This window comes from Pyxidicoccus trucidator (assembly GCF_010894435.1).
GTDB lineage: Bacteria > Myxococcota > Myxococcia > Myxococcales > Myxococcaceae > Myxococcus > Myxococcus trucidator.
In genome coordinates, this window is the sequence record NZ_JAAIXZ010000001.1 from 296,333 (window position 1) to 321,327 (window position 24,995).

Consider the following 24,995-nt stretch of genomic DNA (forward strand, 5'->3'; position numbering starts at 1 on the left):
CGGTACACCGGAGGACGCGGGCGGACCACCCTGGCCCCGCCCCGCTCAATCCGGCCGCAGCACGCGCAGCAGCAGGTCCACCTGGGCGTCGGTGAGCACGGACACGTCCACCTGCGCCAGGTCCACCACCTGCCGGACATGGGCCGCCAGCGCCGAGGCCGTGGGGTGCTCGAAGAGGGTCGCCTCGCGCAGGCGCAGGCCGGTGCGCTCGTTGATGCGCGCCACCACCCGGGTGGCCTGCAGCGAGCTGCCTCCCAGCGTGAAGAAGTCCGAGCCTGCTCCCACGCCCCCCGCGCCGAGCACCTCGTGGAAGGTCTCCATCACCAGCGCCTCGAAGGGGCCCGCGGGCGCGTCGTCACCAGCGCCGGAGATGCGCGCCGCCAGCGCCTCGCGGTCCACCGCGCCGTCCTCGCGCCGGGGCAGCCCGGACAGGGAGTGGAGCACGGCATTCACCGGGTGCGTGCTGACCTCAGCAGCGACGTGGAAGACATGGGCAGCCTCCAGGGGACGGCCCTCGCCCAGGCCCGCCTGCCGCCAGGGCCACGCGGAGGCTTCCACACCGGCGAGCAGGTGGGCCGGGCCATGCTCCGCGCCGAGCGCGAGCGCGGCCAGTGCCTGGGCGGGCTCCAGCACGCGGTAGCCGGGCGGCGCGGCACCCAGCGAGCGCGCGAGTCCGGTGTCACGCACCTGGCTGAGCGAGACGGCCACGGCGCGCCGTCCCTCCTGGACGAGCCGCTCCGCCAGCCGCTCGAGGAAGCCGGTGGCGGCGCAGTAGCCCGCGTGCCGCCCCGCGCCCAGCGTGCCCATCAACGAGGCGGCGAAGACGAGCACCGCCCGGGGCCGCTCCCGAAGCGCATCCACCACGGCCAGCGCGCCCAGCGCATGTGCCCCGGCACCGCGTGCCAGTCCCACTGGTGTCTCGTCAGCCAGCGCGGTGGGAACCAACATGCCGGCGAAGTGGAAGGCCCCGTCACACGGCTGGTTGAAATGGTCCTCGGCCCGGCGCACCGCCTCGCGCAGCGCGGCAGCGTCCGTAACATCCACCTGCGCGTAGAGCGCCTCGCGGACTTCTCGCTCCAGCTCCTCGGCCTCCGGACCGCGCGGGCGACGTCCCACCAGCAGCAGTCGCGCCCCCAGCGCGCGGCGCAGGTATCGCGCCCACTCCCGTCCCAGCCCTCCCAGCGCGCCCGTCACCAGGTAGAGCCCGCCGCGCATCAACTGGCGAGGCTCCGCGAGCGCGGGAGGCATCCAGGGCGAGAACGTCCGCTCCCATCGCTGGCCGTCGCGCCACGCCACCTCGCGCGCGGCGTCCATGCTGGCCAGCTCCTCCGCGACACACCGGGCGGAGGACTCCGCTCCGGAGGGTGTCCACACCACGCGAGCCTCCAGGCCAGGCACCTCCGCCGTCGCTGCCCACGCGAGACCGGGCACCATGAGGTGCCCCACCCCGCCTTCAATGGAGGTCGGCCCGCTGGCGAAAGCCGAACCCTCGCCAGCCTCCGGAAGCACCGCCAGCAATCGCACGGGAGCGGTGGCCGCCCACGGAGCCAGCGCTTGCACCGTTTGCAGCACCGGCGCCACCGCCGCCGACAGCGAAACCCGCCCCAAGCTCCCCGAAGCCACCACCACGTCCTCGCAGCGCGAACCCCGGGCCCACAGGGACTCCAGCGTCGCCCCCAGCGCACCCGCGTCTCCTGGCTCCACCCCCACCACCTCGCGCCCGGCGGCCAGAGCGCGCAAGGCCGCGACGACCCCCTCCTCCGCCACGACGACCACGGGCCCGCGCGCCCCACCACCGCTCACCTCGGGAAGTGCCCTGGGCACCCACCGCGCCACGGCAAGACACCGGGGCAGCGTCGCGGGGCCACCCAGCACGCGCTCCGCCCGGCGCCGCTCGGTGGCCAGCTCTCCGGCATCGAAGCGGCGTCTCAGCTCGGTGCGCCCGCGCTTGCCCAGCTCGGTGCGCGGCACCTGGTGTCGCTCCAGGGGCACGATGTACGCGGCCTGGAGACCCAGCCCCCGTCCCACCCGCTCGCGGATGGAGCGCAGCAGCTCCGCCAGCGGAGGCGCGTCGGGAGTCGGCACGAAGAGGACGACCAGCTCATCCGTCTGCGCCCCCGCACCGCGCGTCGGACAGGCCACGGTGTACGAGGGCAGCACCCCGGGCACCTCCTCCACCACCGCCTCGATGTCCTGCGGGTAGACGTTGTTGCCATGAAGGATGAGGACCTCCTTCTGGCGCCCGGCGATGCACAGCTGGTCTCCCCGGAAGACGGCCAGGTCTCCGGTGCGCAGCCACCCACCCTCCGCGAAGGAGCGGGCGTTGAGTTCCGGGTCATCCAGATAGCCGGCCAGCACCTGGGCGCCGCGCACCTGGAGATGTCCCACGGTGCCCTCCGGCACCACCGCGTCCGCGTCGTCCACCACGCGCAGCGCCGCGCCCCGGGGAGGCGGCCCCAGCTCCGCGGCGCCCTCGGTGGGGTGGGCGCGCACGCCACGCGTCACGGTGAAGTAGGACGACGTCTCCGCCATGCCCCAGCCCGGGCAGACCGCGTCCTCGCGGAGCCCGAACGCGCGCAGGGGCCTGACGAAGCGCTCCATGGTGGCGGGAAGGACGGGCTCGCCTCCGCAGGCCAGCACCCGGACGCGCGACAGCTCCCACGCGCGACGCACGCCATTCTCCAGCCGGTCCGCCACCAGCCCGAAGGCGAAGTTGGGCGCCCAGCTCATCGTCCCACCGAACTCGGTGAGCAGGTCCAGCCAGCGCGTCACGTCCGCCAGCACGTAGTCGCGCGCCACCAGCACGTGCGGAGTCCGCGTGCGCAGCGCGAGCAGGTGCGGGTACGCCGTCCCCGCCACGTGGTCCAGGGGCATCCAGCTCACGCCCACGTCCTCGGGGAGGTACCAGCCGCCAGCCACCATGCCCTCGCCCATCGCCATGAGGTTGGCATGGGTCAGCACCACCCCCTTGGGGCGCCCGGTGCTGCCGGACGTGAAGGAGAGGATGGCGGGCGCCTCCGGCTCCACCGAAGCGGGGCGTCCCGGACTCACGCCCTCCAGCGCGGAGGGCGCCAGCGTCTTCAGCCCCATCGCCTCCAACGGTCCGGCCGCACGAGCATCCGTGATGACGGGCGGGCTTCCCAACCGCTCCGCCACCGACAGCAGTCGGGCGATGCCGGGGTGGGCGCGGTCCAGCGACGACGGCAGCGCCAGCGGCACCGGCACCACGCCGCCGAGCGTGCACGCCCAGAAGCCCCGCACGTAGTCCCCGGGACGCTCCACGGCGAGCACCACCCTGTCCCCGGCCCGCACGCCGCGCGCCTCCAGGCCGCCCCACATGCGGAGCGCCGCGTCCCACAGGCCCGCGAAGGTCAGCGTCTCCCGCCGGCCCTCCACGTCGAGGAAGGTGATGACGCGCTCCGGGCTCTGCTCCACCGCCTGGCGCAGCAGCTCGACGAGCGTCTCCGGCGCCCCGGCGGGCCGTTGACGCGGCCCCGAGTCGATGAGGGAAGGCCCACCCGACACCTGCACCGTCGTCGCGACAGCAGGCTCGGAGGGAGCCGGCGCGTCGGCCCCCGTTCCCCTCGGCAGCAGGGACTCCGGCAGCAGCGCATCGAGCGGCTCGAACGTCTCCTCTTCCCGGCGAGGCCCCACGAGCGCCACGGCCTCGGCGCCCGCCTGACGCAGCGAGTCCTCCAGGTGCTGAAGGCGCGAAGGCACGGGAGCGTCCAACCGCGCGAGCGCCTCGATATCCACCGCCCCGGAGTCCCGTCGCGGCAGCGCGTCCACCAGCGCCACCGCCGGGGCCGCCGTGCCCAGCCGCTCGCGAAGGAGCGCCACCAAATCCTCGGAGCGCACCGCGCGGCGGGGCACCACCCACGCCACCGCCTCCGAGCCCTCACCCGCCACCCAGACGTCCCGGACCCGTGAGTCTCTCCGGAGCAGCTCCTCGGCGTGACGACCCATCCGCGCTGGCGATTCCATGCCTTCATCCTACCAGCGCTCCGGGGGTCACAACCCTCCCCCCGGGTTGCGCGCATGGGAGCGGAGCGACGAAGCTGTCAGTCCATGTCCGCCCCCTCCAGCGCCGAGTCCCCCTCCCTGGCGCAGTCGCTCCACTTCTGGGCCCGCAACGCCTCCAACGAGTCGGCCCTGCTCCAGGCTTCACTGCGCCTGGGCCTCTTCGACGCACTCCCCGTGGAAGGAAGCGGCGAGCCGGTGACGGTGGCGCGGCTGGCGGAGACAGCAGGAGCCTCCGCACGCGGAGTCCGCTCCCTGCTGGAGCTGCTCGTCTGCCTGGGCTTCGCGCGGATGGACGACGCCCGCCACTTCAGCCTCGCGCCGGCCACCGCCGCCCTGCTGAAGGACCCGGCCTTCCGAGCGCGCCTCGAGGCGGAGCTGCCCTGGTGGGCCCCGCTCGGCCTGCTGGACGAGGCGGTGAAGCGGGGTGAGCCGGTGGAGCACGGCGGGCGCCCCTGGGACGTGCTGGGCCACTACCGCGCCCTCCTGCTGGACGCCCCCCAGGCCTCCTCCCCCGGAGCCGAGGACTTCTTCGACCGCTTCGCCCGGAGCGCGGCGCGCACCCAGCTCCTCATCAGCGCGGGCCGGCTGGGCGTGCTGGAGCTGCTCGCCGCGTCACCGCGCACGCTGCCCGAGCTGGGCGCGGCCACGTACCTGACCACCACGGGCCTGCGAGTCCTGGTGGAAGGACTCGCGAAGCTCGGCCTCGCCCGTGAGGAAGGCGGAGCCTGGGGCCTGTCCGCGGAGGCGCGACAGCTCCTGGAAGGCAAGGCGCTGGCGTACCTCGTCCGCTCACTGTCCGTGTCCGCGCAGTACTGGGAGGCGCTGGGCCGGCTGGACGAGACGGTGCGCCACGAGCGCTTCGTATTGGACTTGAAGGACCCGGAGGTGAGCCGCCGCTTCTACGCGGACAACTCCAACCAGATTACCGCCGTGTTCGCCTCGCACTTCCAGCTCAGCCGGCGGGCGGCGGCCACGCTCGCGCAGGCACGTCCGCTGGAGGGCGCTTCGGTGCTGGACATCGGCACCGGCTCCGGAGTGTGGGGCGCGGCCTTCGCGCGTGCGACGCCCACCACGCACGTCACCTACTTCGACCAGGCGGTGGTGCTGGAGCAGGTGCGCCGCAACACGGAGAGCCTCAAGGTGGCGGACCGGGCGCGCTTCTGGCCCGGTGACTTGTTCACCCAGGACTTCGGCGCCGGGGCCTTCGACGTCATCATCCTGCCGCAGGTGCTCAACGTGCTGCGCCCGGAGGACCTGCCCGGCATCTTCGCCCGCGTGGCGCGCGCTCTCCGGCCGGACGGCGTGCTGCTCATCGCCGAGTACGTGCTGAACGAGCGCCGCGACGGCCCGCTGGACCACCTCTACTTCGGGCTGCGGCGCTTCATGACCAACGAGGGGGACCTGCTGTCCGCCTCCGAGTACGGAAGCCTGCTGTCGGACGTGGGCCTCACCCAATCCGTCTGCATCCCCCTGCCCACGCAGGAGATGCTCCTCGCCGCGCGCCCGGGGGTGGCACTTCCGACCCAGCTGGCCCCGGCGGACAGCGTGCCGCGTCAAGAGTCGCCGCGCCGCGCGTGAGGGATTTTCGGCGCCGTCCCCTTGCCGCTGCGAACACCCGCCGGTAGCGTCCAGGTCTTCCCCGCGTACGAGCCTGCCCCCGGAAGGTCCCGATGCGCGCCGTGCCCCAGGTGGACAGCCCCGGCCTCCCCAGCCAAGGCACCGCGCCCGAGGCCGGAGTGCGTCCGGACTCCATCGCCGCGCGGCTGCGGGCCCGGTACGCGCGCCACGTCGTCTCCCTCGGCTACGAGCCCCAGTCGCTGCCCACCGCGGTGGGCCACCTGGGAGTGCACGTCGCCCTCGGGGTGGTGGCCGCGCTGGCCACCGTCGCGCTGACGCGGTGGCAGCCGGTGGTGGGCTGGGCGCTGTACCCGCTGGCGGCCTTCTTCATCGGCACCCGCTTCCGCGCGCTCGGCAACATGCTGCACGAGGCCTGTCACGGCATGCTCGTGCGCGGCAAGCGCCGCAACCGCATCCTCGGGCACCTGCTGGCCATCATCGACCTCACCGCGCTGGAGCCCTACACGCGCGAGCACTTCACCCACCACCTGCACCTGGGTGACCCGGTGAAGGACCTGGACTTCGTGCCCCGCAGCCGCTTCGGCTTCGCGGACCCGAGCCGTCCCTTCCTGCGTCACCACCTGCTGCGGCCGCTGCTGCTGCTCCACCTGCCCTCCTTCCTGCGGCCGGTGTTCTTCCACCGCACGGACCCCTGGCGGGTGACGCTGGTGCGGTGGACGTTCCTCGCGGGGCTGGTGGCGCTGGCCCACTGGGGCATCGGCTGGAAGGCCTTCCTCCTCTTCTACGCCCTGCCCTACCTGCTGCCCTACCAGGTCATCCGCTACTGGTCGGACGCGGTGGACCACGCGGGCATCATCGGCTCCGAGGACGAGTTCCACCGCTCGCGCAACCACATCCTCTCGTGGGCGCCGCTCAACCCGGTGCTCTTCCCCCGGCACGACGTCTACCACCTGACGCACCACCTGTTCCCGGCGGTGCCCACCGCGCACCAGGGCCACGTGCACGCGCTGCTGATGCATGACGCGGACTACGCCGCGCGCGAGCACTCCTTCAGCGCGCTGTGGCGCGCTCGATAGCCTCCAGCGCCTCCGCGAAGCGCTCCGGGGCCATGCCCAGGCCCAGCCGGAAGCCGTACCCCCGCTCCAGCGGGTGCGTGCCGTCGAGCTCGCCCACCTCCATGGCGCTCAACGGCAGCACGAACACGCCCGCCGCCGAGAGCGCCGCCAGCCGCGCCTCATTCCCCTCCGCATCGGTGACACCGCGCAGGCCGATGCAGGTGACGAGTCCTCCGGAGGGCGCCGCGCCGTACACGCCGCGCGAGCGCTCCAGGAAGGCGCTCAGCGTGGCGCGGTTGCGCCGCCACCCGTCCCGGGCGAGGCGCAGCGCGGGGCTGTCCAACTCCTTGAGCACCTCGTGGGCAATCCACTCGGTGACGGGGTTCACGGTGTGCGTGGTGTAGTTCTTCTCGTTCTGCATGCCGGCCAGCACGGCCGTGTCGCCCACGCACCAGCCGATGCGCAGTCCCGGGCAGCCCAGGCACTTGATGAACGAGCCGGTGACGAAGGTGCGCGAGCCCGGCCGGTACACCGTGGCGCCCAGCACCTGCGTGTCCGACGACAGGAAGCGGTAGTGCTCATCCCCCACCACGGTGGCACCGGCGGCCTCCGCCCAGCGGGCCACCGCGTCCAGCAGGGCCGGCTCCAGCACCAGGCCCGTGGGGTTGTGGGGCGTGTTGAGGATGACGACCTCGGGGCGCTCGCGCTCCAGCCGCTCCAGCCACTCGGCCGTGTCGACGGAGGGCACGCCGCGCGCGTCCCAGCGCACGGGCAGGCGGACCACCTCGGCGCCCTGCTGCATGGGCAGCTCATAGAGGAGCTGGAAGGCGGGCCACGCCAGGGCCACCCGGCGCGGGCGGAGCTGGCGGAAGAGCAGCAGCAGCGCCTCGCTGGTGCCGGTGGTGATGAGGACGTTGTCGCGCGTGGCGCCCGGGTGCATGGCCGCCACCGAGTCCCGCAGGTCCGCGCGCCCCCAGTTGGGGCTATCGTTCAGCGGCGTGGAGAGGAAGACGTCCGCGGCCCGCTCGGGGCTCACGCCCGAGCCGCCGAGCAGCTCCCCCACCGTGACGGGACGGCCACCGGACTCACCCAGGTTGTAGCGGGCCGTGAAGCGCGAGCCCTCCAGGTAGTCTTCCATGAAGAAGGTACGCAGCGGGTCCATGGTGCTCTCCAGGCGGGAAGCGGGTCAGGCGGCGGTGGCGGAGTCGGGCCAGGCGACGTCGCCCCGGTGGGCGATGACGACCTGCTGAATGGGCATGTCGAAGCCGCGCGAGGCGGTGAGCCCCACCGGCTCCAGCAGCGCGCGGAAGTCCGGCAGCGACAGCACGTCGCCCTCGTTGGACACGTAGCGCCGCAGCGAGAAGTAGAGCGCGTCCAGCGGGCCGTCGCGCCGGTCCGTCAGCAGATAGCCGGAGATGAGCAGCAGCCCACCGGGCCGGAGCGCGCGGGCCAGCTGCCCGAAGAAGCGCGGCAGCTCACCGGGCGGCAACGCGGGGATGATTTGCGGCAGGAGGATGACGTCGTACGTGGCCTCGCCATAGTCCACGCCCAGGCAGTCTCCGGCCCACAGCTCCGAGCGGGCATCCAGCTTGAGCCGCGCCAGGTGGGGCCGCACGGCCTCCAGCACATGGGGCGAGTCCAGGTAGGTGACATGGGTGGTGGGGTCCACCAGCCCGAAGGCCGCGCCCCACACGCCGGAGCCGGTGCCCACGTCCAGCACGCGGGCGCCCGCGAGGGGACGCATGCGGCGCGCCAGCTCCGCGGCCTTGCGGCTCAGCCGCAGGTGCGAGGCGAAGATGCTGGAGATGCGTGAGGCGTTCTCCTGGTAGACGCGGCGCGCGGTCTCCGGGTCCCTCAAGTCCAGGCGGAACCGCTGTTCCCTCACGGCCTCGTCCAGGTGGCCGAGCGCCTCCCAGTAGACCTGCGTCGCCGGCAGCGCCCGCTGGATGTACGGCACACTCGTGGCGTCCAGCGCCAGCGCCGCCGTGGGTGAGAAGCCCCAGCGCCCGTCGTCCTCCCGACGCGCCAGCCCCATGGCCCCGAGCACCGCCACCAGCAGGCCCAGCCCGTCCGGGTGCACGCGCAGCTCGCGCGCCAGGTCCTCCACTGCCGAGGACCCCGTCACCCAACGCTCCAGCAATCCCACGTCGGAGGCCGCCGTCAGCACCTGGGTGCGCAGGCCATTGCGCACGGCCCGGTCCTCATAGTCCGACTCGGAAGGACTCTGGCCCGAGGGCGCCTCCGAGAGGAACGCCGAGCGGTAGGCGCCGAGCACGTCCCGCGGCGTCCCCTCCCACGTCACCGGGCTTCCGGTGCGAACCGCCTCCGTCAGCCGCGCCGCCACGTGCCACCCGCGTCGAGCCTCCTCCAGGCGCGCCAGGAAGCCAGGTGAGCGCAGGAAGCCGGCCTCCTCTGGGAGCGAGTACCCCCGGCCGGGCTCGAAGTGGACGAAGCCCAGCCCGACCAGCGGCTCCACCACGGCGCGAACACCGCGCACGGCGCAGCCCATCCGCGTTGCGAGGGCCTCCAGCGGAAGCGGCGCCCCGCCGATGGCCTCGGGCAGGTGCGTGAAGAGGCCGAGCGCGGGGGCGGCCAGCAGCGCGGCCGACTCGTTGCTCGCGTCGCGGGCCCAGAAGTTGAGGCGCCGGACGAACTCGGGAGGAGGGGCCGCGGAGGGGGACTCACTCAAGGAGGACTCCTGTCGGTTGCGAGCATGCGAGTGGCCAGCGGTGCCATGCGGGCGTCAGTTCCATCGGAAGATGCGAAGGGCGGTGAAGAAGAACACCACGCTCCAGCCGGCGAGCAGCGTCAGGGGCATGCCGAGCGCGGCGAGCCCCGCGCCGTCCAGCATGATGCCGCGCAGCGCCTCGTTGAGGGGCGTCAGCGGCAGCACCTGGACCACGGGCTGCATCCAGGCGGGGAGCCGGTCCGTGGGGAAGAAGACGCCGGAGAGGAACACCATGGGCAGCGTGACGAGGTTGAACACGCCGTTGGCGGACTCCTCGTTGTCGATGCGGCTGGCGGCCAGCAGGCCCAGGCCGGCGAAGCACGAGCCACCCAGCAGGACGACGCCGACGAAGGACGCATAGCTGCCCACCATGGGCACGTGGAACACCCACCGCGCGAAGGCGCAGAAGAACGCGGCCTCCAGCAGGGCGAAGACGCCGCGCGCCAGGACGAAGGCAGCGAAGAAGTGGCCGCGCTGCATGGGCGTCGCGCCCAGCCGCTTGAGCAGCCGTCCGGAGCGCATGAAGACCAGCGGCAGCGCCAGGGTCCAGATGCTGGTGGACATCAGCGACAGGCCGAGCAACCCGGGGACGAGGAAGTCCACATAGCGGCTGCCGGGCTCGGACACGCGCGTGGTGCGCAGCCGGGCCGGCGCGGGCCCACCGGGAGCCAGCGCGGACTCCGCCAAAAGCCGCGCGGAGAGGCCCTCGGGCTGGCTCGGGTCCACGAGCAACTCCGGCTCCGCGCCGGGCAGCACCACCAGCGCCACCCGGCCCTGCGTGAGGCGCCGCCGCGCCTCGTCGTGAGACAGCCGCACCACCTCCAGCTCGGGCGAGGCGGCCAGCCGCTCCGCCAGCGCCTGGGCGCCCTCGCGCTCCACCACGGCGACCTTCACCGTGGGCGCCTCCTGCCGCTGGAAGGCGGGGCCCAGCACCAGCGTGGCGACGATGGGGAAGGCGAACGTCCAGAACAGCACCGACGGCTGGCGCCACAGCGGGCGCATGCGCAGCAGGAAGAGCTGGGCCAGGGGGTGTGTCATGCGGCCTTCGCCTCCTCTCGGAGCGAGCGGCCCGTCAGCCCGAGGAAGACGTCATCCAGCGTGGGGCGCCGGGTGGACAGGTGCCGCAGCACGCCGCCGGCCGACTCCACCTCACGCAGCAGGGCCGGCAGCGCCAGGTGCAGCTCGCGCACGCGGAGGCTGAGGCGCGAGTCCTGCTGCTGCACTGTCACCACCGATGGCAGCCGCTCCAGCCGCTCCAGCGGTGGAGGGGGCACGGCCTCGAACTCGATGACCTGCTCGGCGCCCAGTCCGGCCACCATGTCGCGCGGTGTGCCCTGGGCGATGACGCGCCCGTGGTCGATGATGACCAGCCGGTCGCAGAGCACCTCGGCCTCTTCCATGTAGTGGGTGGTCAGCACCACGGTGCACCCGCGCCCCTTGAGCCCCGCCACCACGTCCCACACCGCGCGGCGCGACTGCGGGTCCAGGCCGGTGGTGGGCTCGTCGAGGAAGAGGACCTCCGGGTCCGCGACGAGGGCCAGCGCCAGGGCCAGGCGCTGCTTCTGGCCGCCGGACAGCGAGGAGATGCGGGCGCGGCGCTTCTCCTCCAGCCGCACCCCGGCGATGGCCTCGGCCACCGGCAACGGGCGCGTGTAGAAGGAGGCGAACAGCGTCACCATCTCCTCCACGGTGAGCACCTCCACCAGCCGTGTCTCCTGGAGCGTCAGGCCGATGCGCTGACGGAGGCGCTCCGCATCCCGCTCCCAGGAGAGGCCCAGCACGCGCACCTCGCCCGAGGTGGGGCGCTGGAGTCCCTCCAGAATCTCCACGGTGGTCGTCTTGCCGGCGCCATTGGGTCCGAGCAGCCCCAGGCACTCGCCCCGGCGGATGGCGAGGTCGATGCCATCCAGGGCCACGGCGTCACCGAAGCGCTTGACCAGGCCCTTCACCTCGATGGCGAGCTCGTCCTTGGATGTCATGAGGGGTTGGGGGGCTGTCCGGCAGTATGGCGCAACGGCCGGCGGGTGCCCACCCAGGGAAAGCTGGGAAAGCAGCGGGACCGCGCAGGGGGTGCTACCGTCACGCGCCGTGTCCCAGAGCGACTCACTGGAAGCGCGGGTTGAACGGCTGGAGCTGCCGTTCAACGAGTACGGGGTGGACCCCTATGGCATCTCCAAGCGCCACCTGAAACAGGCGCTCCAGGTGTTTGCCGCGCTGTACCGGTACTACTTCCGGGTGCGCTGCTTCGGCATCGAGCATGTCCCCGCGCGAGGCCGGGGGATGCTGGTGGGCAACCACTCCGGCGGCGTGGCGGTGGACGGGGCCATGGTGCTGACCTCCACCCTGCTGGAGATGGACCCGCCCCGGCTGGCGCAGAGCATGGTGGAGCGCTTCCTCCACAACCTCCCCGTGTCCTCGCTGTGGGCCAGCCGCACCGGCCAGTTCACCGGCCTGCCCGAGCACGCGAAGCGGCTCCTGGAGGACGACCGGCTGCTGGTCATCTTCCCCGAGGGCGCGAAGGGGACGGCCAAGCTCTACCCCCAGCGCTACTCGCTGGTGGACTTCGGCACGGGCTTCGTGCGGCTGGCGCTGCAGACGCGCTCGCCCATCATCCCCTTCGCCTTCCTCGGAGGTGGCGCGGCCATCCCCACGGTGTTCAACGCCCGTGCGCTGGGGAAGCTGATGGGGGTGCCCTACATCCCGCTCACCCCGTGGGTGCTGCCGCTGCCGCTGCCGGTGCAGCTCGAAATCCATTACGGCGAGCCCCTCGTCTTCCATGGCACCGGGGACGAGGAGGACCATGTCATCGAGGGTTACGTGCAGAAGGTGAAGGCGCGCATCGCGGGGCTCATCGAGCGGGGCCGCGCGCAGCGTCACGGCCGTGGGCTGGTGGGGAGGTTGCTGCCATGAGGGTGCTCATTCCGGGCATCTCCGGAGGAATCGCGCGCAAGCTGGCGCTGCGGCTGCATGAGGCGGGGCACCAGGTGGCGGGCATCGACATCCGCCCCTGGGAAGAGGCGCGCGAGGTGGGCATCGAGGTGTTCCGCGGCGACGTGCGCAAGCGCGCGGCGGAGGACGTGTTCCGGCGCTGGCATCCGGACGCGGTGGTGCACATGGCCACCGTCACGGCCTTCACGGTGCAGGGGGCGGAGCGCGGCCGCATCAACCTGGACGGCACCAAGGCGCTGTTCGACCACTGCGCGACGCACAGCGTGAAGCAGATTCTGTTCGTGGGGCGGCACACGTTCTACGGGGCGGCGCCGGACTCACCGCTGTACCACTCGGAGGACGAGCCGCCACGGGCCCTGGAGGCCATTCCCGAGCTGGCGGACCTGGTGGCCGCGGACCTGTACGCGGCGACGGCGCTGTGGCGGCTGCCGAAGGTGACGACGACGATATTGCGGCTGCCGTACACGCTGGGAGCGCCGGGCACGGGCACGCTGGCGTCCTTTCTGAAGGGGAGCCGGGTGCCGCTGGTGCTGGGGTATGACCCGCTGTTCCACGTGCTGCAGGAGGAGGACGTGGTGGCGGCGCTTCAGCTGGCGCTGGAGAAGGGGCCGAGGGGCATCTTCAACGTGGCGGGACCGCCGCCGATTCCGCTGTCGGTCATCGTCCGGGAGACGGGACGCATGGGGGTGCCGCTGCCGGCGCCGGTGCTGAGGCTGCTGCTGGGACGGGGCGGCTTCCCGCGGCTGTCGGTGGGAGCGCTGGACCACCTGCGCTTCCCCATCGTCGTGGACAACCGCCGCTTCCTGGAGGCCACGGGGTTCCAGTTCCAGCACAGCGTGGCCGACATCCTGCGCCTGTACCGCGAGTCGGCGCCGGTGCCTCGGAGCTAGCGCGAGCCAGGCAGCGTGTGAAAGGAGACACGCACGCCGCCAGGTAGCCCAGAGCGGGCCCCTGGCGACGCATCATCCACGTGGCCTCCCGCATGGACACGCTGACGCCCAAGCAACGCAGCGAACGGATGTCCCGGGTGCGCAACAGGGATACGAAGCCCGAGCTGCGCGTACGGCGCCTCGTGTCGGCGATGGGCTACCGCTACCGGCTCCAGTACAAGAAGGTGCCTGGGCGCCCCGACCTCGCCTTCCCTGGCCGCAAGAAGGCCATCTTCGTGCACGGCTGTTTCTGGCACCGGCATCCAGACCCGACGTGCCCCCTCGCGCGCGTGCCGAAGTCCCGGCTCGACTTCTGGATGCCGAAGCTGGAGGGGAACCGCGTACGGGATTTGCGCAAGCTTCAGGAACTGCACGCCCTCGGATGGTCCGCGCTCGTCATCTGGGAGTGCCAGCTGCGCGACGAGGACGCGCTTCGCGTGAGCATCCGCGAATTCCTGGATGCACCGCCGCGTCCCCCTGCCCCCACGTCAGGCGTCCCCGCTTGGAAGAATGCGACGCCCCTGTAGCACCGCGGCTCGACGCATGAACCCCTTGCGCTTCGGGGCCAGGATCGACATGGATACTCCGCCATGAACTCCATCGAGCTGTTCACCGGCGCGGGTGGACTGGCCCTGGGTACGCACCAAGCCGGGTTCCGTCATCGCGGTCTTGTCGAGTGGAACGAGGACGCCTGCGACACGCTCCGCAAGAACGCGAGCGCCAACGCGGTTCCCGGAATCGACCACTGGCGGATTCACCACGCCGACATCCGCATCCTGCCCTTCAACATGTTCGGGAACGGGGACATGGACCTCGTGGCGGGCGGAGCGCCGTGCCAGCCCTTCAGCCTGGGCGGCAAGCACCGCGCTCAGGACGATGCTCGCAACATGTTCCCGGAGTTCGTGCGCGCGGTGCGCGAGCTGCGGCCCCGCGCCTTCATCCTGGAGAACGTGAAGGGGCTCCTGCGGGCGAGCTTTCGCAACTACTTCGAGTACATCAAGCTCCAGCTGACGTACCCCACCCTCACGAAGAAGCACCTCGAGGACTGGACCGACCACCTCGCGCGCCTGGAGAAGGTACACACGCGAGGCCGCTTCCCAGGTGTTCACTACAACGTGGTGTCTCAGTTGTTGAACTCCGCCAACTATGGCGTGCCCCAGCAGCGCGAGCGGGTCTTCGTCGTGGGCTTCCGCGCGGACACGGGCCTGGAGTGGAACTTCCCCGAGCCCACGCACAGCGAGGACGCCCTGCTGTGGGACAAGTACATCAGCGGCGACTACTGGAAGCGGCACGGGCTCAGCCCACGAGACCCTGGAAAGGGCGTGGCGCTGAGCAGCGTGCGGATGCGTGACCTGGAGGACGGCGAGCCCCTCAAGACGAAGCCCTGGGTGACGATTCGCGATGCCCTCGCGGACATGCCCGCCCCGCGCGCGGACCGCGAGTCGAAGGAGTTCAGCAACCACCGGCTCATCCCGGGAGCGAAGGTGTATCCGGGCCACACCGGAAGCCCCATTGACCAGCCCTCCAAGACGCTCAAGGCGGGTGTCCATGGCGTGCCTGGCGGCGAGAACATGATTGCCTACGAGGACGGCAAGGTGCGGTACCTCACGGTACGCGAGGCAGCACGCGTCCAGACGTTCCCGGACACGTGGCACTTCGAGGGCGCGTGGTCCGAGGCGATGCGGCAGCTCGGCAACGCGGTGCCCGTGGGCCTCGCGGAGGTGGTGGCGAAGAGCGTGGCCGCGAAGCTGGAGAGCACCGGTGGCCACTGACTCCGGTGACGAATACAACCCGCTCGACTACGACAATCTCACCAAGCACTGCGTCCAGGAGCTGATGCTCCGGGGGCCGGACTCGCTCGACTTCCCCGAGCCCTTCACCGGCTCCGGCGTCTACGCGCTGTTCTACAAAGGGAGCCTGGACCTCTACCGGCCCATTCGCTCTCCCAAGGCCGAATGGCCCATCTACGTGGGCAAAGCCGTTCCTCCTGGGGCGAGGAAAGGCGGGAAGACCTCGCGGCGCTCGAAGGCGCTCTATTCGCGTCTGCGGGAGCACCACGAATCCATCAGGACGGCCAAGAACCTCGACCCCAAGGCTTTCCTATGTAGATATCTGGCCGTGACCCCGCTGTGGATCACGATGGCCGAGCGGCTCCTCATCGAGGACTTCCAGCCATTGTGGAACGTCTGCATCGAGGGCTTTGGCCTGCACGACCCGGGAAAACGTCGTTACGAGGGGCAACGGAGTTGGTGGGATGTCCTTCACCCGGGGCGAAACTGGGCCGGGCGACTACCCCAAGGGCCCCGTAGCGCGGCCAAAGCGAAGCAACGGGTGCGGGACTTCTTGAAGAACCACAAGCCCGGGTCTCGTATGCCAGCGCTTCGGGAAGACCCTTCGCGCTTCATGCAAGATGACGAAGACTGAGAGCGTTTGAGTGGACCCGACTGATCTGAAGGAACTCGCCAAACGCCTTGAAGAAGTACTGTCGGGCATTCCTGAGGATGCACTTGGGGAACTGCCTCGCGGCACCCAGAAACATCTGGACCAGATAGACAGCGTTCTTGCTCGCATTCGAGACCGACTGTCACCTCATTCCGACGTCCAAGAGCCGCCATCGTTCTTCGACCCCGCCGACCCGCGCCTTTTCGGCGCGTTCGCGGCACTGGCGCTCGTTGGACAGGATCGCAAGTCCATGGCTTCGTTCGGGAGGCCCAAGTTCTACGGCTCTGGAATCTATGCAATCTACTACATGGGGGACTTCGAGCCGTATGAGCCAATCAGCGATACAGAACACCCCATCTATGTTGGCAAAACCGATCCCGCCAAGCCGCATGCCAAGTCGACGCGTGAGCAGGGCACCAGCCTTTGGGAACGCCTGACCAAGCATAAGTCCAACATTGGCCTGGCAAGCACCCTACGGCTTGAGGACTTCGAGTGTCGCTATCTTGTGGTCGCGAGCGGATGGCAAGTTGCAGCAGAGAGTGCGCTTATAGGGTTGTTCAAACCGCTCTGGAACAAAGAGACGAAGGTTGTCCTCGGATTTGGCAAGCACGGCGACGCCGCCGACACCCGCAGGAACACAAGATCTCCCTGGGACACACTGCACCCGGGACGCAAGTGGGCTGACAATGAAGCCACCAAGGACAGACTGGAAAAGCACGCGATAGAGGAGCGCATCAAGAGACATTTCCAGGATTCGCCTCCAGTCCCTAACGCGGACGAGATTTTACATGCGTTCCTTCAAAGCGTGAGCATGCGCACGAAATAGTTGCGAGCAGAGCCGGCTGAACCATCGAGCCGCCACGCTCTCGACGGCTGCGCCGCATCACGGACCCCTGGCGGTCGTACAGGTCGGTATAAACTCACCGGCCGTAGGCAGATTTCCGGGGGGAGCACATGGCGGCGAACACCGAGGAAGTAGACGTCATCATCGCGGGAGGCGGCCCGGTGGGACTGCTCACCGCCAACCTGCTCGGCCTCCACGGAGTCCGGGTCCTCGTCCTTGAACGCGAGTCCACACCGCACGGCCAGCCACGGGCCTTCTCCTGCGACGACGAAGCCCTGCGCATCTACCAATACGCGGGGCTCATCGACGCGCTGAGGCCGGACCTGCGGCAGAGCCGCCACGTCACCTTCACGGGCGTCGGACGTCACCCCATCGCGCAGGTCCGCCTGAGCGAGGTGGACTTCGGCTTCGGCTACACGCCGCTCTGGTTCTTCTACCAGCCCCTCCTGGAGAAGGCGCTGCGACAGGGGCTCACCCGCTTCGAGCACGCCGAGCTACGCCAGGGCACCGAAGTCGAGGCCCTCGAACAGGACCATGCCGGAGTCACGGTGCGCACCCGCGACACGGCCACGGGCGTGCGAGGCGCCGTGCATGCCCGCTACCTCATCGGGTGCGACGGAGGCCGGAGCACGGTGCGCGGTCTCCTGAGCATCCCCCTGGAGGGACGCAGCTACGAGGAGCCGTGGATTGCCATCTACGGCACCGTGCCCGAGGCGGATGCCCCAACCGAGACCAGCATCGTCTGCGACCCGCACCGGCCCGGCTTCGTCGGACGGGGCCCCGTGGGCCAGTTCCGCTGGGAGTTCCGGCTGCGCCCCGGTGAGACACCCGAGGAGATGGTGCAGCCCAACTCGGTCCGCCGGCTCATCGCCCCCTACGTGAACCCGGAGAAGGTGCGCGTGGAGCGCGCGCAGCTCTACACCTTCCACTGCCTCGTCGCGCCACGCTGGCGGGAGGGCCGCACCTTCCTCGCGGGCGACGCGGCCCACATGATGCCGCCCTTCATGGGCCAGGGCCTCGTCTCCGGCCTGAGGGACGCCGCCAACCTCACCTGGAAGCTGGCGCGAGTCCTTCACGGACAGGCCCCGGAGGCCCTGCTGGACACCTACGACCAGGAGCGCCGCCCGCACGTGCAGGCCATGCAGGATGCCACGGTGCGCCTGGGCTACGTCTTCCAGGCGCGCAATACCCCCATGGCCCTGCTCCGGGACACCCTGCTCCGCGGCCTCCAGCTCGTCCCGAGCGTTCGCCGCTTCGTGGAGGGCTTCGGCTTCAAGCCGCCTCCCTCCATCGAAGAGGGCTGGCTGCTGGGAGGCCGCCGCTCCGGACGAAGCGCGCCGGAGGGCAGCTACTTCCCACAGCCGCGAGTGCGGCTCGCGTCCGGAGAGGAGCGACTGCTGGATGACGCGCTGGGCTCCGGGTTCGCCGTGCTGAGCCGGAAGAACGGCCCGGCCACGGAGGCGGCACGAGACCTCGCGGACGCGCTCGACGGCAAGGCCATCACCGTGGTCCCCGCGGGCCTGAGCAGCACGGAGGAAGGGAGCGTGGAGGACCACACCGGAAAGCTGGCGGAGTGGTTCACCCGGCACGGCGTGGACGTAGCGGTGGTACGCCCGGACCGCTTCGTCTTCGGAGCGGTGCCGCTGGCCCGGCTCCCCGAGCTGCGCACCGCCCTGCGCGCCACCCTGCGCATCGACCGCGACTGAATCGCTCGACTGCTCAGAGCGCCAGGGCAGGCGCGGCTCGCGCCGCCGAGCCCTGCGCGGGCTGCTCCGTCCCGGACTGCACGGCGGTGTTGAGGTTGGCGAGGCCCTCCTCGAAGTTCTTCCCCAGCAGCGCGTCCATGTCCATGAAGGCGGAGATGGCCTTGCCCATCAACGAGTTCTCCCCCTCCATGCTCCACGTCACCCGGGTTCCAGTCCCGGAAGGCACGAGCGTGAAGGTCGCCTGGTTCGTGGCGGCGAAGGGCTTGAAGAACTCGAGCTTGAGGGTCACCAGTTCGCCGGGCCGGCTCTCCAGGATGGTCATGCGTCCCTCCCCGGCCTTGCTGTTCCCGGTCCACGCATAGACGGCCCCCGGACCCGAGGAAGGCCCTTCGAAGCGCCGCTCGATGTTCGGATCGAGCTTCTCGTAGGGCGACCACTGCCCCCACTGGTGAAAGTCATTGATCATCGCGAAGACGGTGTCCGGGGGCGCGTGAATCTGGGCGCTCCGCTCGATCCGGAAGTGGTCCGGACGCGAGCGGATGAAGAGGACCACCGCGACGATGAGGACGACAACGACGACTCCAATCAGCTTTGCCATGAGAGCAACCCTCTTTCGAACCGCGAACCTGGGAGCCGGACGTCCGCTCCAAAATGACGTCGAATAAGGGGCCGGGAGATCGACACGTCGCCCGGTCTTTCTGCACGGCACGGCCAACCCCGCGGAATCGCACGTCCCTCGCCGGCTGACCGAGCACCTCCCGTCCGAGCTGACGCAAGCGCTCGCATGGAGGCCTGCCGACCGAAGCACGACAATCCCAAGGCCCCCAGACTTGCCAGCGAGCCGCCCGGAAGCGCAGGCTTCCGCCCCACTGTGACGGGTCGCTGCCACGCAACCCGTGGGGGAGTCTGCTTGCTGTTGCCGGTGCACACCGCGCTGCTCGACTCGTTGGACCGGCATGCCCGGCGGCGAGCGGAAGGCATTGCCACGCTGAGCACCCTCGTGGGTCCCCCCGAGCAGGGGCTCGCGGTGCTGACCGGGTGGATCCACCGCAAGGGCCTGAGCGTCGTCGTCGCGGAAGGTGACGACGCGCGCGCGGTGGTCCGCACCTGGGCCACGGCGCTCGCCCGGGAGCGGGACCTGACGTCGGACGCGGAGTCCTTCGTCGTCCTCTCCCAGCCCACGAGCCCCCGGCGCGAGCTGCTCTTCCGGGGCAAGACGGTCCACGAGCGCCGCATCCTCCTGGACGGCCTGACGCCCCCACACTCCGGGCCCGCCACCTGGGAGCTGTGCCGGAGCCTGCTGGAATCCCCTTCCCTGCCCTCCGCCGGAGCCGGAGCCCTCCCCGCCGCGGTGAACGACGCCATCGAGCAGGACCCGCTCGCGGCGCTCCAGTCCCTGCTGGCCCTCGTCCCCTCGGGAAGCGCGCCCGCGCTGCGAGTCCGTGCCGGGCCGTCCGACTTCCGCGCGCTCCGTACCGCCGCGTCACTCTGCGCCACGGCCCCCGCGCTCACCACGGTGTGTGTGCTCGCGCCGGAGTCCCTCGCCGAGCACCTCCGCCGAGGAGAGTCCCGCGTCCTCGCCATGCTGCGAGAAGGCCTGCTGGACCTGCCGGAAGCGACTCCCGAGATACGGGCCGCGACACCGACGAGCGCGGTGGCTCCGACGCTGGCCCGGCTCCAGCAAGAGGGCACGCCGGAGCCCATCATGGAGCTCTACGCGGAGGCGGCCCGCGCCATGACCTCCGGGCGCAGGGAGGCGGACGACCAAGCCCGCAGCGCGGCCGAGCGCTACCTGAAGGCCCAGCTCCAGGGGCGTCCCACCACCCACAACCTCTTCAAGCCCAACGTCCGCGTCGACGTCGGCGACCACCAGCGCCCGTTGGAAGTGGACCTGCTCTGTCGCGAGCTGCGGCTCGCGGTGGAAATCGACGGGTACTTCCACTTCCGCGACGCGGAGGACTTCCGGAGAGATCGCCGCAAGGACGTCGCACTGCAACGCGCGGGCTACTGGGTTGTCCGCTTCCTCGCCGACGACGTCGTCACCCGGCTGGAAGAGATTCTCGAAACCCTCGACACGCTGATTGCCGCCCGGAGGCACGAGTCCTCCGGGAAGGAGACCCCACATGGAAACCGCTGACACCCGGCTGACAGGGCTCGCCCTCTCCTGGTTCACCACGCGCACCGAGCGGCGCGGCACGCGCAAGGAGCTGGAGGGCGCGCTGCGGCCCTTCGTGGAGCACCGCCTCAGCCGCGCCGAGTGGAAGGAGCGCTTCGACACGCTGCTGGAGGCGCTACTCGCCAACGGGCTCGCGACGGAGCGTGGCCGCAGCGGCCTGGAGCTGACGAAGGAAGGCCAGGCCCGGGCGCTCGCGTTCCTCTCCCTGGAGCAGCTCCCGCGAGGGCTCACCTGGAAGAAGCTGAAGGCGACGTACCTGCTGGCCCGAAGCCTGGACCTGTCCCCCACGAAGCCGGTGCTGGCCCGGCTGACGGACGCCGATGGAGTCCGCGCGGCCCTGCTCAAGCGCCAGTACCCGGTGGAGGACACGGACGCCCCCTCCCTCGCTCAGATGAGGGACCGGCTGTTGTGGCGCCAGCTCGGGGTGGAGACGGAGCGGCCCTTCTCCCTGAGCGCAGTGCAGGCCCACCTCCTCGGGAAGCTGCTGGACGCGGAGACGAAGGACCCGCGCAAGGCGGTGGAGCAGCTCGCGGCCCGCGCTGCCGGTGCCGCACGGGTGGACGCGGAGGCCGTGCGGCTGGCCGTGCTGCGCCGGTGGGCCCTGCCCGAATCCGAGCCCACGCCCTCGAACAGAGCCACTGCAGCGGAGCGGGACACCGAGCCCCAGGACTCCGTGCCGGACTTCGCCGAGCGGGTGCTCGCGGTGGCGCGGGCGCTGCCTACGGGCCGCTTCGGGCAGAACAAGGTGTTCATCTCCCACGTCTGGAAGGCGCTGCAGCCGGAGTGGGCCAGCCGCGAGGCCTTCGACGTGGCGCTGCTGGAGGCGAACCGCACGCGCCAGTTGTCCCTGACGCGAGCGGACCTCGTGTCGGCCATGGACCCCCGGGACGTGGCCGAGTCCGAGGTGCGCTCGTACGGCGCCAGCTTCCACTTCGTCGTCGTCTAGCCCGTCATCCTTCCTGGAGCGCCCGTGCCCATCGACCCTCGACTCGAGGCCTTTCTCACGGATGGCCGTGAGGTCTTCAGCAGCGTCCAGCAGGGCCAGCACCTCTGGCAGGCGGACCCGTTCGACGTGGAGGCCCTCAACGCGCCGGCCCGCCGCGCCTTCAAGCGGTTGCTGGAGCGCGCCGCGTCCGACACACCTCCAGACGCAGGTCGCCTGCTGCTCCTCCTGGGAGAGTCCGGCAGTGGCAAGACGCACCTGGTGCGGGCCTTCCGCAACCTCGCGCACGGCCAGCGCCAGGGCTTCGTCGGCTACATGCCGATGACGGTCGATGCGACCAGCTATGACCGCTACATCCTCTCCAACCTCATCGACTCGCTGGACCGTCCGTATGGCGGGGCCACGGGAGATGACAGCGGGCTGATGCGGCTGTCGGACGCGCTGATGGCGAACTGCAAGAGCGCCTTCGCCCCGCTCATCCCGGACGAGGATGTGCTGGAGGACGAAGAACTGCACGGCACCATCCACGCGGTGGCCGACGAGCTGCTGGAGGACGCGCGCTTCCAGACGGTGGAGGTGGACCTGCTGCGCGCGCTCATCTACCTGCAGCGCAGGGACCCGCGCATCAGCCGCCGCATCTTCCACTGGCTGCGCTGCGAGGAGCTGTCCGCGGTGGACCGCAAGGTCATCGGGGAGCTCATCCCCCGCACGGCGGACGACGGGCCGGCGCGGATGGTGGAGCACCTGGGACGGTTGATGGGCGCGCTGGGCCAGGCGCTGGTCCTGTGCGTGGACCAGGTGGAGGACTTCAACGACTTCGAGGAGCGCCCGCGGCTGGAGAGCTCCTTCCGCAGGGCGATGAGCAGCCTCTCCGCCATCGCGAGCCGGGTGCCCCGGGCGGTGGTCGTCGTGTGCTGCCTCTCCGACTACTGGGTGGACATGCGGCCGCACCTCACCCAGTCGCTGGTGGACCGCATCGAACACGACCCGGAGCCGGTGCACCTGGAGCAGACGGTGACGTCCGACACGGCCCGCGACATCGCGGCGAGGCGGCTGCGCGCGCTTTACGAGCTTCGAGGCGTGGCCATCGACCCCACGAATCCGACGTGGCCCATTCCCGCCAGTGGCTTCGATGAACTCGGAGGCCAGCGTGCGCGCGACGTGCTGAACGAGTGCCGCCGCTACCGCGAGCGGGCACTGCAGGACCAGCAACTCCCCGAGACCTTCCCCCTGGTCCGCCCGAAAGCAGGGCCCGCAACCACCACCAAGGACACGTCCCCGCCGAAGGTGAACCTGGACCAGGCCTGGACCGACTTCAAGGCCACGTACAGGCCACAGCTTCCCGAGGAAGCCTCGGACATCGCCATGCTGCTCGCCTGGGCGATTGAGCTGGGCAGTGACGAGCTTGGAGGCTCGCCGCGCTTCGCCGTCAAGCCGAAGGCGGATGAGGCCATGGACGTCACCGTGCAACCGGACGGCGGCAAGCTCCATGTCGCGCTCTGTGAGAGGGACACGATAGGTGGAGCGCTCGGCAGACAGATGGCCGAGGCGCTCAAGGCGGCCACCGGCAAGACTCCGGTCCTCGTGCGGACCTCCGACTTCCCACCTGCGAGGCCTGGGGGCCTCGTCGCCGAACAGCTTGGCCTGCTCACCCGCAAGGGCGGGCGACGCGTCGTGCTGGGGGATGGTGAGCTCCGGGAACTTGTCGCGCTGCGGGAGTTCCGCAAGGACCATGAGGGCAAAGCAGCGCTCACGGAGTGGAGCCGCACGGCCCGTCCCGTCACCCGGCTGAAGTCCGTGGGAGACATCCTCGGCCTGGAGCGACTGGGCGCCAGCCCGCCGCCCTCATCGCCTCCTCCCTCGGAGCCGACGCCACGGAACACCGCAACGGGCGGCACCCAGAGCGCCGCGTCGCGCGCCGAACCGCGCGGCGCACAGGCGGCACGTCAGTCGAACCTGTTCGCGGATACGAGCACCACACCCTTGCTCCGCGAGGACACCGGCCATGGAGCCAGGGCCGAAGCCACCGGCGCAAGCACCGCCTCACGTCCGCAAGCCGCGCGTCAGGAGTCTGCCACTCGCAAGCCCCCGCCCTCCCCTGGGGCCCCCGATGACGCGCCGATGGGGCTCACGGTAGCGGGCTCCATGCTCTCCTCGTCCTCGCGCACGGCGACTCCACCAGCGGGCACACCCGTCCCCGCGTCCTCACTCGCGGTGACGCCACCGGCGGGCACACCCGTCCCCGCCGGGCTCCAGCTCCGCAAGCACTCGGTGACGCCCACGCCCGTTCCAGCGGCTCCGCGAGAGCTGCTCACCGGCCCGGTGCGCCTGGGCGCCTCGGAGGGCTTCTTCACGCAGACAATCTCCCTCGAACCCACGGAGCTGACGCGGCACAGCGCCTTCCTGGGCGGCACGGGCAGCGGCAAGACGACGCTGGCGCTCAACGTGCTGGAGCAACTGCTGCTCCAGGGCGTGCCCGCCATCCTCATCGACCGGAAGGGGGACCTGGCCACCTACGCGCGCGAGCTGTCCTGGCAGGAGAAGCTGGAGGAGCCCTCGCTCAACGAGCGGCGGCGCCTGCTGCGCGAGCGCGTCGAGGTGGCGGTGTACACGCCGGGCCGCTCGGACGGGCGGCCCCTGGCCATCCCCGTGGTGCCCCGGGGCCTGGAGACGCTCCCCGCCGAGGAGCGCGAGCAGGGCGTGCAGCAGGCCGCGGACGCCATCGCGGGGATGCTCGAATACAAGAGCGGCCCCAATGACAAGGCAGCGCGCGCACTGCTCGCCCAGGCGCTCCGCCTGCTGGTGCAGCGCCCGCTCGGCAGGGACGTCACGCTGGAGCTGCTTCAGCAGTTCGTCGCCGACCAGGACGAGTCCCTGCTGCAAGAGGCAGGCGGACTCCCACCGAAGACGTTCTCCAAGCTGGCCCAGGACCTGGAGGTGCTCCGCCTCAACCTCCGCTCCCTGCTGGCCGCGGGCGGCGAGCGACTGGACCTGGAGGAACTGCTCGGGCGTGGTGCCGCGGGCACTCCGGGCAAAACGCGGCTGAGCATCATCAGCACCAAGTTCCTGGGCGACAACAACCGCATCCTCTTCTGGGTGTCGCAGCTCCTGCTGGAGACGAACCGGTGGACGAGCCAGCATCCCGCGTCCCAGCTCCAGGCGGTGCTGCTCTTCGACGAGGCGGACCTGTACCTGCCGGCGACGAGCAAGCCCGCGACGAAGCAGCCCCTGGAGGACCTGCTCAAGCGCGCGCGCTCGGCGGGAGTCGGGGTGATGCTGGCCACGCAGAGCCCGGGAGACCTGGACTACAAGTGCCGGGAGAACGTGCGCACCTGGTTCGTGGGCCGGGTGAAGGAGGACAACGCCATCAAGAAGCTGCGCCCCATGTTCACCGAGGCCCGCGTGGACGCGGACGCGAAGCTGCCCTCCCAGAAGCAGGGCCAGTTCCACGTGCTGCGAGACGGCCAGGTGCAGCAACTCAAGGCGGACCGCTCCGTCATGCGCACCGAGCAGCTCGCCGAGGATGAAATCCTCAAGCTCGCGCGCCAGACGCTGGAGAAGGGCCGGAGCACGCCCACCGGCACACCGAAGGCCGGCGGCTCGCGCTGAGACACGAGCCGTG

18 protein-coding genes are annotated in these 24,995 nt (G+C 70.9%); 12 read left to right on the forward strand and 6 right to left on the reverse strand.

Going from position 1 to position 24,995, the window contains the following annotated elements:
• Positions 1-45: 45 nt before the first annotated feature.
• Positions 46-3,984 (reverse strand): SDR family NAD(P)-dependent oxidoreductase, encoded by a 3,939-nt coding sequence (locus G4D85_RS50170; RefSeq protein ID WP_275900259.1) that lies wholly within the window; start codon positions 3,982-3,984, stop codon positions 46-48.
• A gap of 84 nt (positions 3,985-4,068) precedes the next feature.
• Here G4D85_RS50170 and G4D85_RS01270 point away from each other — a divergent pair, with 84 nt between their 5' ends.
• The gene (locus G4D85_RS01270) at positions 4,069-5,601 is read left to right on the forward strand and encodes a class I SAM-dependent methyltransferase (RefSeq protein ID WP_240359009.1); all 1,533 of its coding nucleotides are present in this window, start codon (positions 4,069-4,071) and stop codon (positions 5,599-5,601) included.
• A 92-nt stretch (positions 5,602-5,693) separates the two neighbouring features.
• Positions 5,694-6,677 carry a fatty acid desaturase family protein gene (locus G4D85_RS01275; protein WP_164007091.1) on the forward strand — a complete coding sequence of 328 codons (984 nt, stop codon included), beginning with the start codon at positions 5,694-5,696 and terminating at the stop codon, positions 6,675-6,677.
• Here G4D85_RS01275 and G4D85_RS01280 read toward each other — a convergent pair.
• Genes G4D85_RS01280 through G4D85_RS01295 form a run of 4 tightly spaced genes read right to left on the reverse strand, consistent with a single transcriptional unit; the run spans position 6,652 to position 11,363 of the window.
• The gene (locus G4D85_RS01280) at positions 6,652-7,818 is read right to left on the reverse strand and encodes a pyridoxal phosphate-dependent aminotransferase (protein WP_164007094.1); all 1,167 of its coding nucleotides are present in this window, start codon (positions 7,816-7,818) and stop codon (positions 6,652-6,654) included. The two genes, G4D85_RS01275 and G4D85_RS01280, sit on opposite strands and share 26 nt — an antisense overlap.
• A 24-nt stretch (positions 7,819-7,842) precedes the next feature.
• Positions 7,843-9,345, reverse strand: a complete 1,503-nt coding sequence (locus tag G4D85_RS01285) for a class I SAM-dependent methyltransferase (RefSeq protein WP_164007096.1) — start codon at positions 9,343-9,345, stop codon at positions 7,843-7,845.
• A gap of 54 nt (positions 9,346-9,399) precedes the next feature.
• On the reverse strand, positions 9,400-10,422 hold the full coding sequence (locus G4D85_RS01290) for an ABC transporter permease (protein WP_164007100.1): 1,023 nt from the start codon (positions 10,420-10,422) through the stop codon (positions 9,400-9,402).
• Entirely contained in the window at positions 10,419-11,363 is a 945-nt protein-coding gene (locus G4D85_RS01295; protein ID WP_164007102.1) for an ABC transporter ATP-binding protein, read from the reverse strand. The genes G4D85_RS01290 and G4D85_RS01295 overlap by 4 nt, the downstream gene beginning before the upstream one ends.
• A gap of 109 nt (positions 11,364-11,472) precedes the next feature.
• On the opposite strand from G4D85_RS01295, the gene G4D85_RS01300 reads away from it, so the two are divergent.
• The 7 genes from G4D85_RS01300 to mhpA all read left to right on the forward strand — a co-directional run bounded on the left by G4D85_RS01300 (position 11,473) and on the right by mhpA (position 18,254).
• The gene (locus tag G4D85_RS01300; RefSeq protein ID WP_240359010.1) at positions 11,473-12,294 is read left to right on the forward strand and encodes a lysophospholipid acyltransferase family protein; all 822 of its coding nucleotides are present in this window, start codon (positions 11,473-11,475) and stop codon (positions 12,292-12,294) included.
• Positions 12,291-13,223, forward strand: a complete 933-nt coding sequence (locus tag G4D85_RS01305) for an SDR family oxidoreductase (RefSeq protein ID WP_164007106.1) — start codon at positions 12,291-12,293, stop codon at positions 13,221-13,223. The genes G4D85_RS01300 and G4D85_RS01305 overlap by 4 nt, the downstream gene beginning before the upstream one ends.
• A gap of 92 nt (positions 13,224-13,315) precedes the next feature.
• Positions 13,316-13,789: a very short patch repair endonuclease gene (locus tag G4D85_RS01310; RefSeq protein WP_164009017.1), complete on the forward strand. Its 474-nt coding sequence runs from the start codon at positions 13,316-13,318 to the stop codon at positions 13,787-13,789.
• A 63-nt stretch (positions 13,790-13,852) separates the two neighbouring features.
• Entirely contained in the window at positions 13,853-15,034 is a 1,182-nt protein-coding gene (locus tag G4D85_RS01315) for a DNA cytosine methyltransferase (protein ID WP_164007108.1), read from the forward strand.
• On the forward strand, positions 15,024-15,686 hold the full coding sequence (locus G4D85_RS01320) for an Eco29kI family restriction endonuclease (RefSeq protein WP_164007110.1): 663 nt from the start codon (positions 15,024-15,026) through the stop codon (positions 15,684-15,686). The genes G4D85_RS01315 and G4D85_RS01320 overlap by 11 nt, the downstream gene beginning before the upstream one ends.
• A gap of 10 nt (positions 15,687-15,696) precedes the next feature.
• Complete coding sequence (locus G4D85_RS01325; protein WP_164007112.1) at positions 15,697-16,530, forward strand: Eco29kI family restriction endonuclease; 834 nt, start codon at positions 15,697-15,699, stop codon at positions 16,528-16,530.
• Between the two features lie 128 nt (positions 16,531-16,658).
• The gene (gene mhpA, locus G4D85_RS01330) at positions 16,659-18,254 is read left to right on the forward strand and encodes a bifunctional 3-(3-hydroxy-phenyl)propionate/3-hydroxycinnamic acid hydroxylase MhpA (protein ID WP_164007114.1); all 1,596 of its coding nucleotides are present in this window, start codon (positions 16,659-16,661) and stop codon (positions 18,252-18,254) included.
• 13 nt (positions 18,255-18,267) lie between these two features.
• Here the strand turns inward: mhpA and G4D85_RS01335 are convergent, their stop codons facing one another.
• A complete protein-coding gene (locus tag G4D85_RS01335) occupies positions 18,268-18,852 on the reverse strand; it encodes an SRPBCC family protein (RefSeq protein ID WP_164007116.1) in 585 nt (194 codons plus the stop codon).
• Positions 18,853-19,164: 312 nt separating this feature from the next.
• Between G4D85_RS01335 and G4D85_RS01340 the strand changes: the two genes are divergently transcribed.
• From G4D85_RS01340 to G4D85_RS01350, 3 genes are read left to right on the forward strand one after another with little or no spacing between them, the layout of a single operon-like run.
• Positions 19,165-20,391 (forward strand): endonuclease domain-containing protein, encoded by a 1,227-nt coding sequence (locus tag G4D85_RS01340; protein WP_164007118.1) that lies wholly within the window; start codon positions 19,165-19,167, stop codon positions 20,389-20,391.
• Positions 20,378-21,376 (forward strand): hypothetical protein, encoded by a 999-nt coding sequence (locus G4D85_RS01345; protein ID WP_164007120.1) that lies wholly within the window; start codon positions 20,378-20,380, stop codon positions 21,374-21,376. Before G4D85_RS01340 ends, G4D85_RS01345 begins: the two co-directional genes overlap by 14 nt.
• Before the next feature lie 24 nt (positions 21,377-21,400).
• Positions 21,401-24,982 carry a helicase HerA-like domain-containing protein gene (locus G4D85_RS01350; RefSeq protein WP_164007122.1) on the forward strand — a complete coding sequence of 1,194 codons (3,582 nt, stop codon included), beginning with the start codon at positions 21,401-21,403 and terminating at the stop codon, positions 24,980-24,982.
• Positions 24,983-24,995 lie beyond the last annotated feature (13 nt).

What these genes read in the sequence shown, in the direction of transcription:
- G4D85_RS50170 (WP_275900259.1), bottom strand. Translation starts at nt 3,984, where the DNA reads ATGGAATCGCCAGCGCGGATGGGTCGTCACGCCGAGGAGCTGCTCCGG.
- G4D85_RS01270 (WP_240359009.1), top strand. Translation starts at nt 4,069, where the DNA reads ATGTCCGCCCCCTCCAGCGCCGAGTCCCCCTCCCTGGCGCAGTCGCTC.
- G4D85_RS01275 (WP_164007091.1), top strand. Translation starts at nt 5,694, where the DNA reads ATGCGCGCCGTGCCCCAGGTGGACAGCCCCGGCCTCCCCAGCCAAGGC.
- G4D85_RS01280 (WP_164007094.1), bottom strand. Translation starts at nt 7,818, where the DNA reads ATGGACCCGCTGCGTACCTTCTTCATGGAAGACTACCTGGAGGGCTCG.
- G4D85_RS01290 (WP_164007100.1), bottom strand. Translation starts at nt 10,422, where the DNA reads ATGACACACCCCCTGGCCCAGCTCTTCCTGCTGCGCATGCGCCCGCTG.
- G4D85_RS01295 (WP_164007102.1), bottom strand. Translation starts at nt 11,363, where the DNA reads ATGACATCCAAGGACGAGCTCGCCATCGAGGTGAAGGGCCTGGTCAAG.
- G4D85_RS01305 (WP_164007106.1), top strand. Translation starts at nt 12,291, where the DNA reads ATGAGGGTGCTCATTCCGGGCATCTCCGGAGGAATCGCGCGCAAGCTG.
- G4D85_RS01310 (WP_164009017.1), top strand. Translation starts at nt 13,316, where the DNA reads ATGGACACGCTGACGCCCAAGCAACGCAGCGAACGGATGTCCCGGGTG.
- G4D85_RS01315 (WP_164007108.1), top strand. Translation starts at nt 13,853, where the DNA reads ATGAACTCCATCGAGCTGTTCACCGGCGCGGGTGGACTGGCCCTGGGT.
- mhpA (WP_164007114.1), top strand. Translation starts at nt 16,659, where the DNA reads ATGGCGGCGAACACCGAGGAAGTAGACGTCATCATCGCGGGAGGCGGC.
- G4D85_RS01335 (WP_164007116.1), bottom strand. Translation starts at nt 18,852, where the DNA reads ATGGCAAAGCTGATTGGAGTCGTCGTTGTCGTCCTCATCGTCGCGGTG.
- G4D85_RS01345 (WP_164007120.1), top strand. Translation starts at nt 20,378, where the DNA reads ATGGAAACCGCTGACACCCGGCTGACAGGGCTCGCCCTCTCCTGGTTC.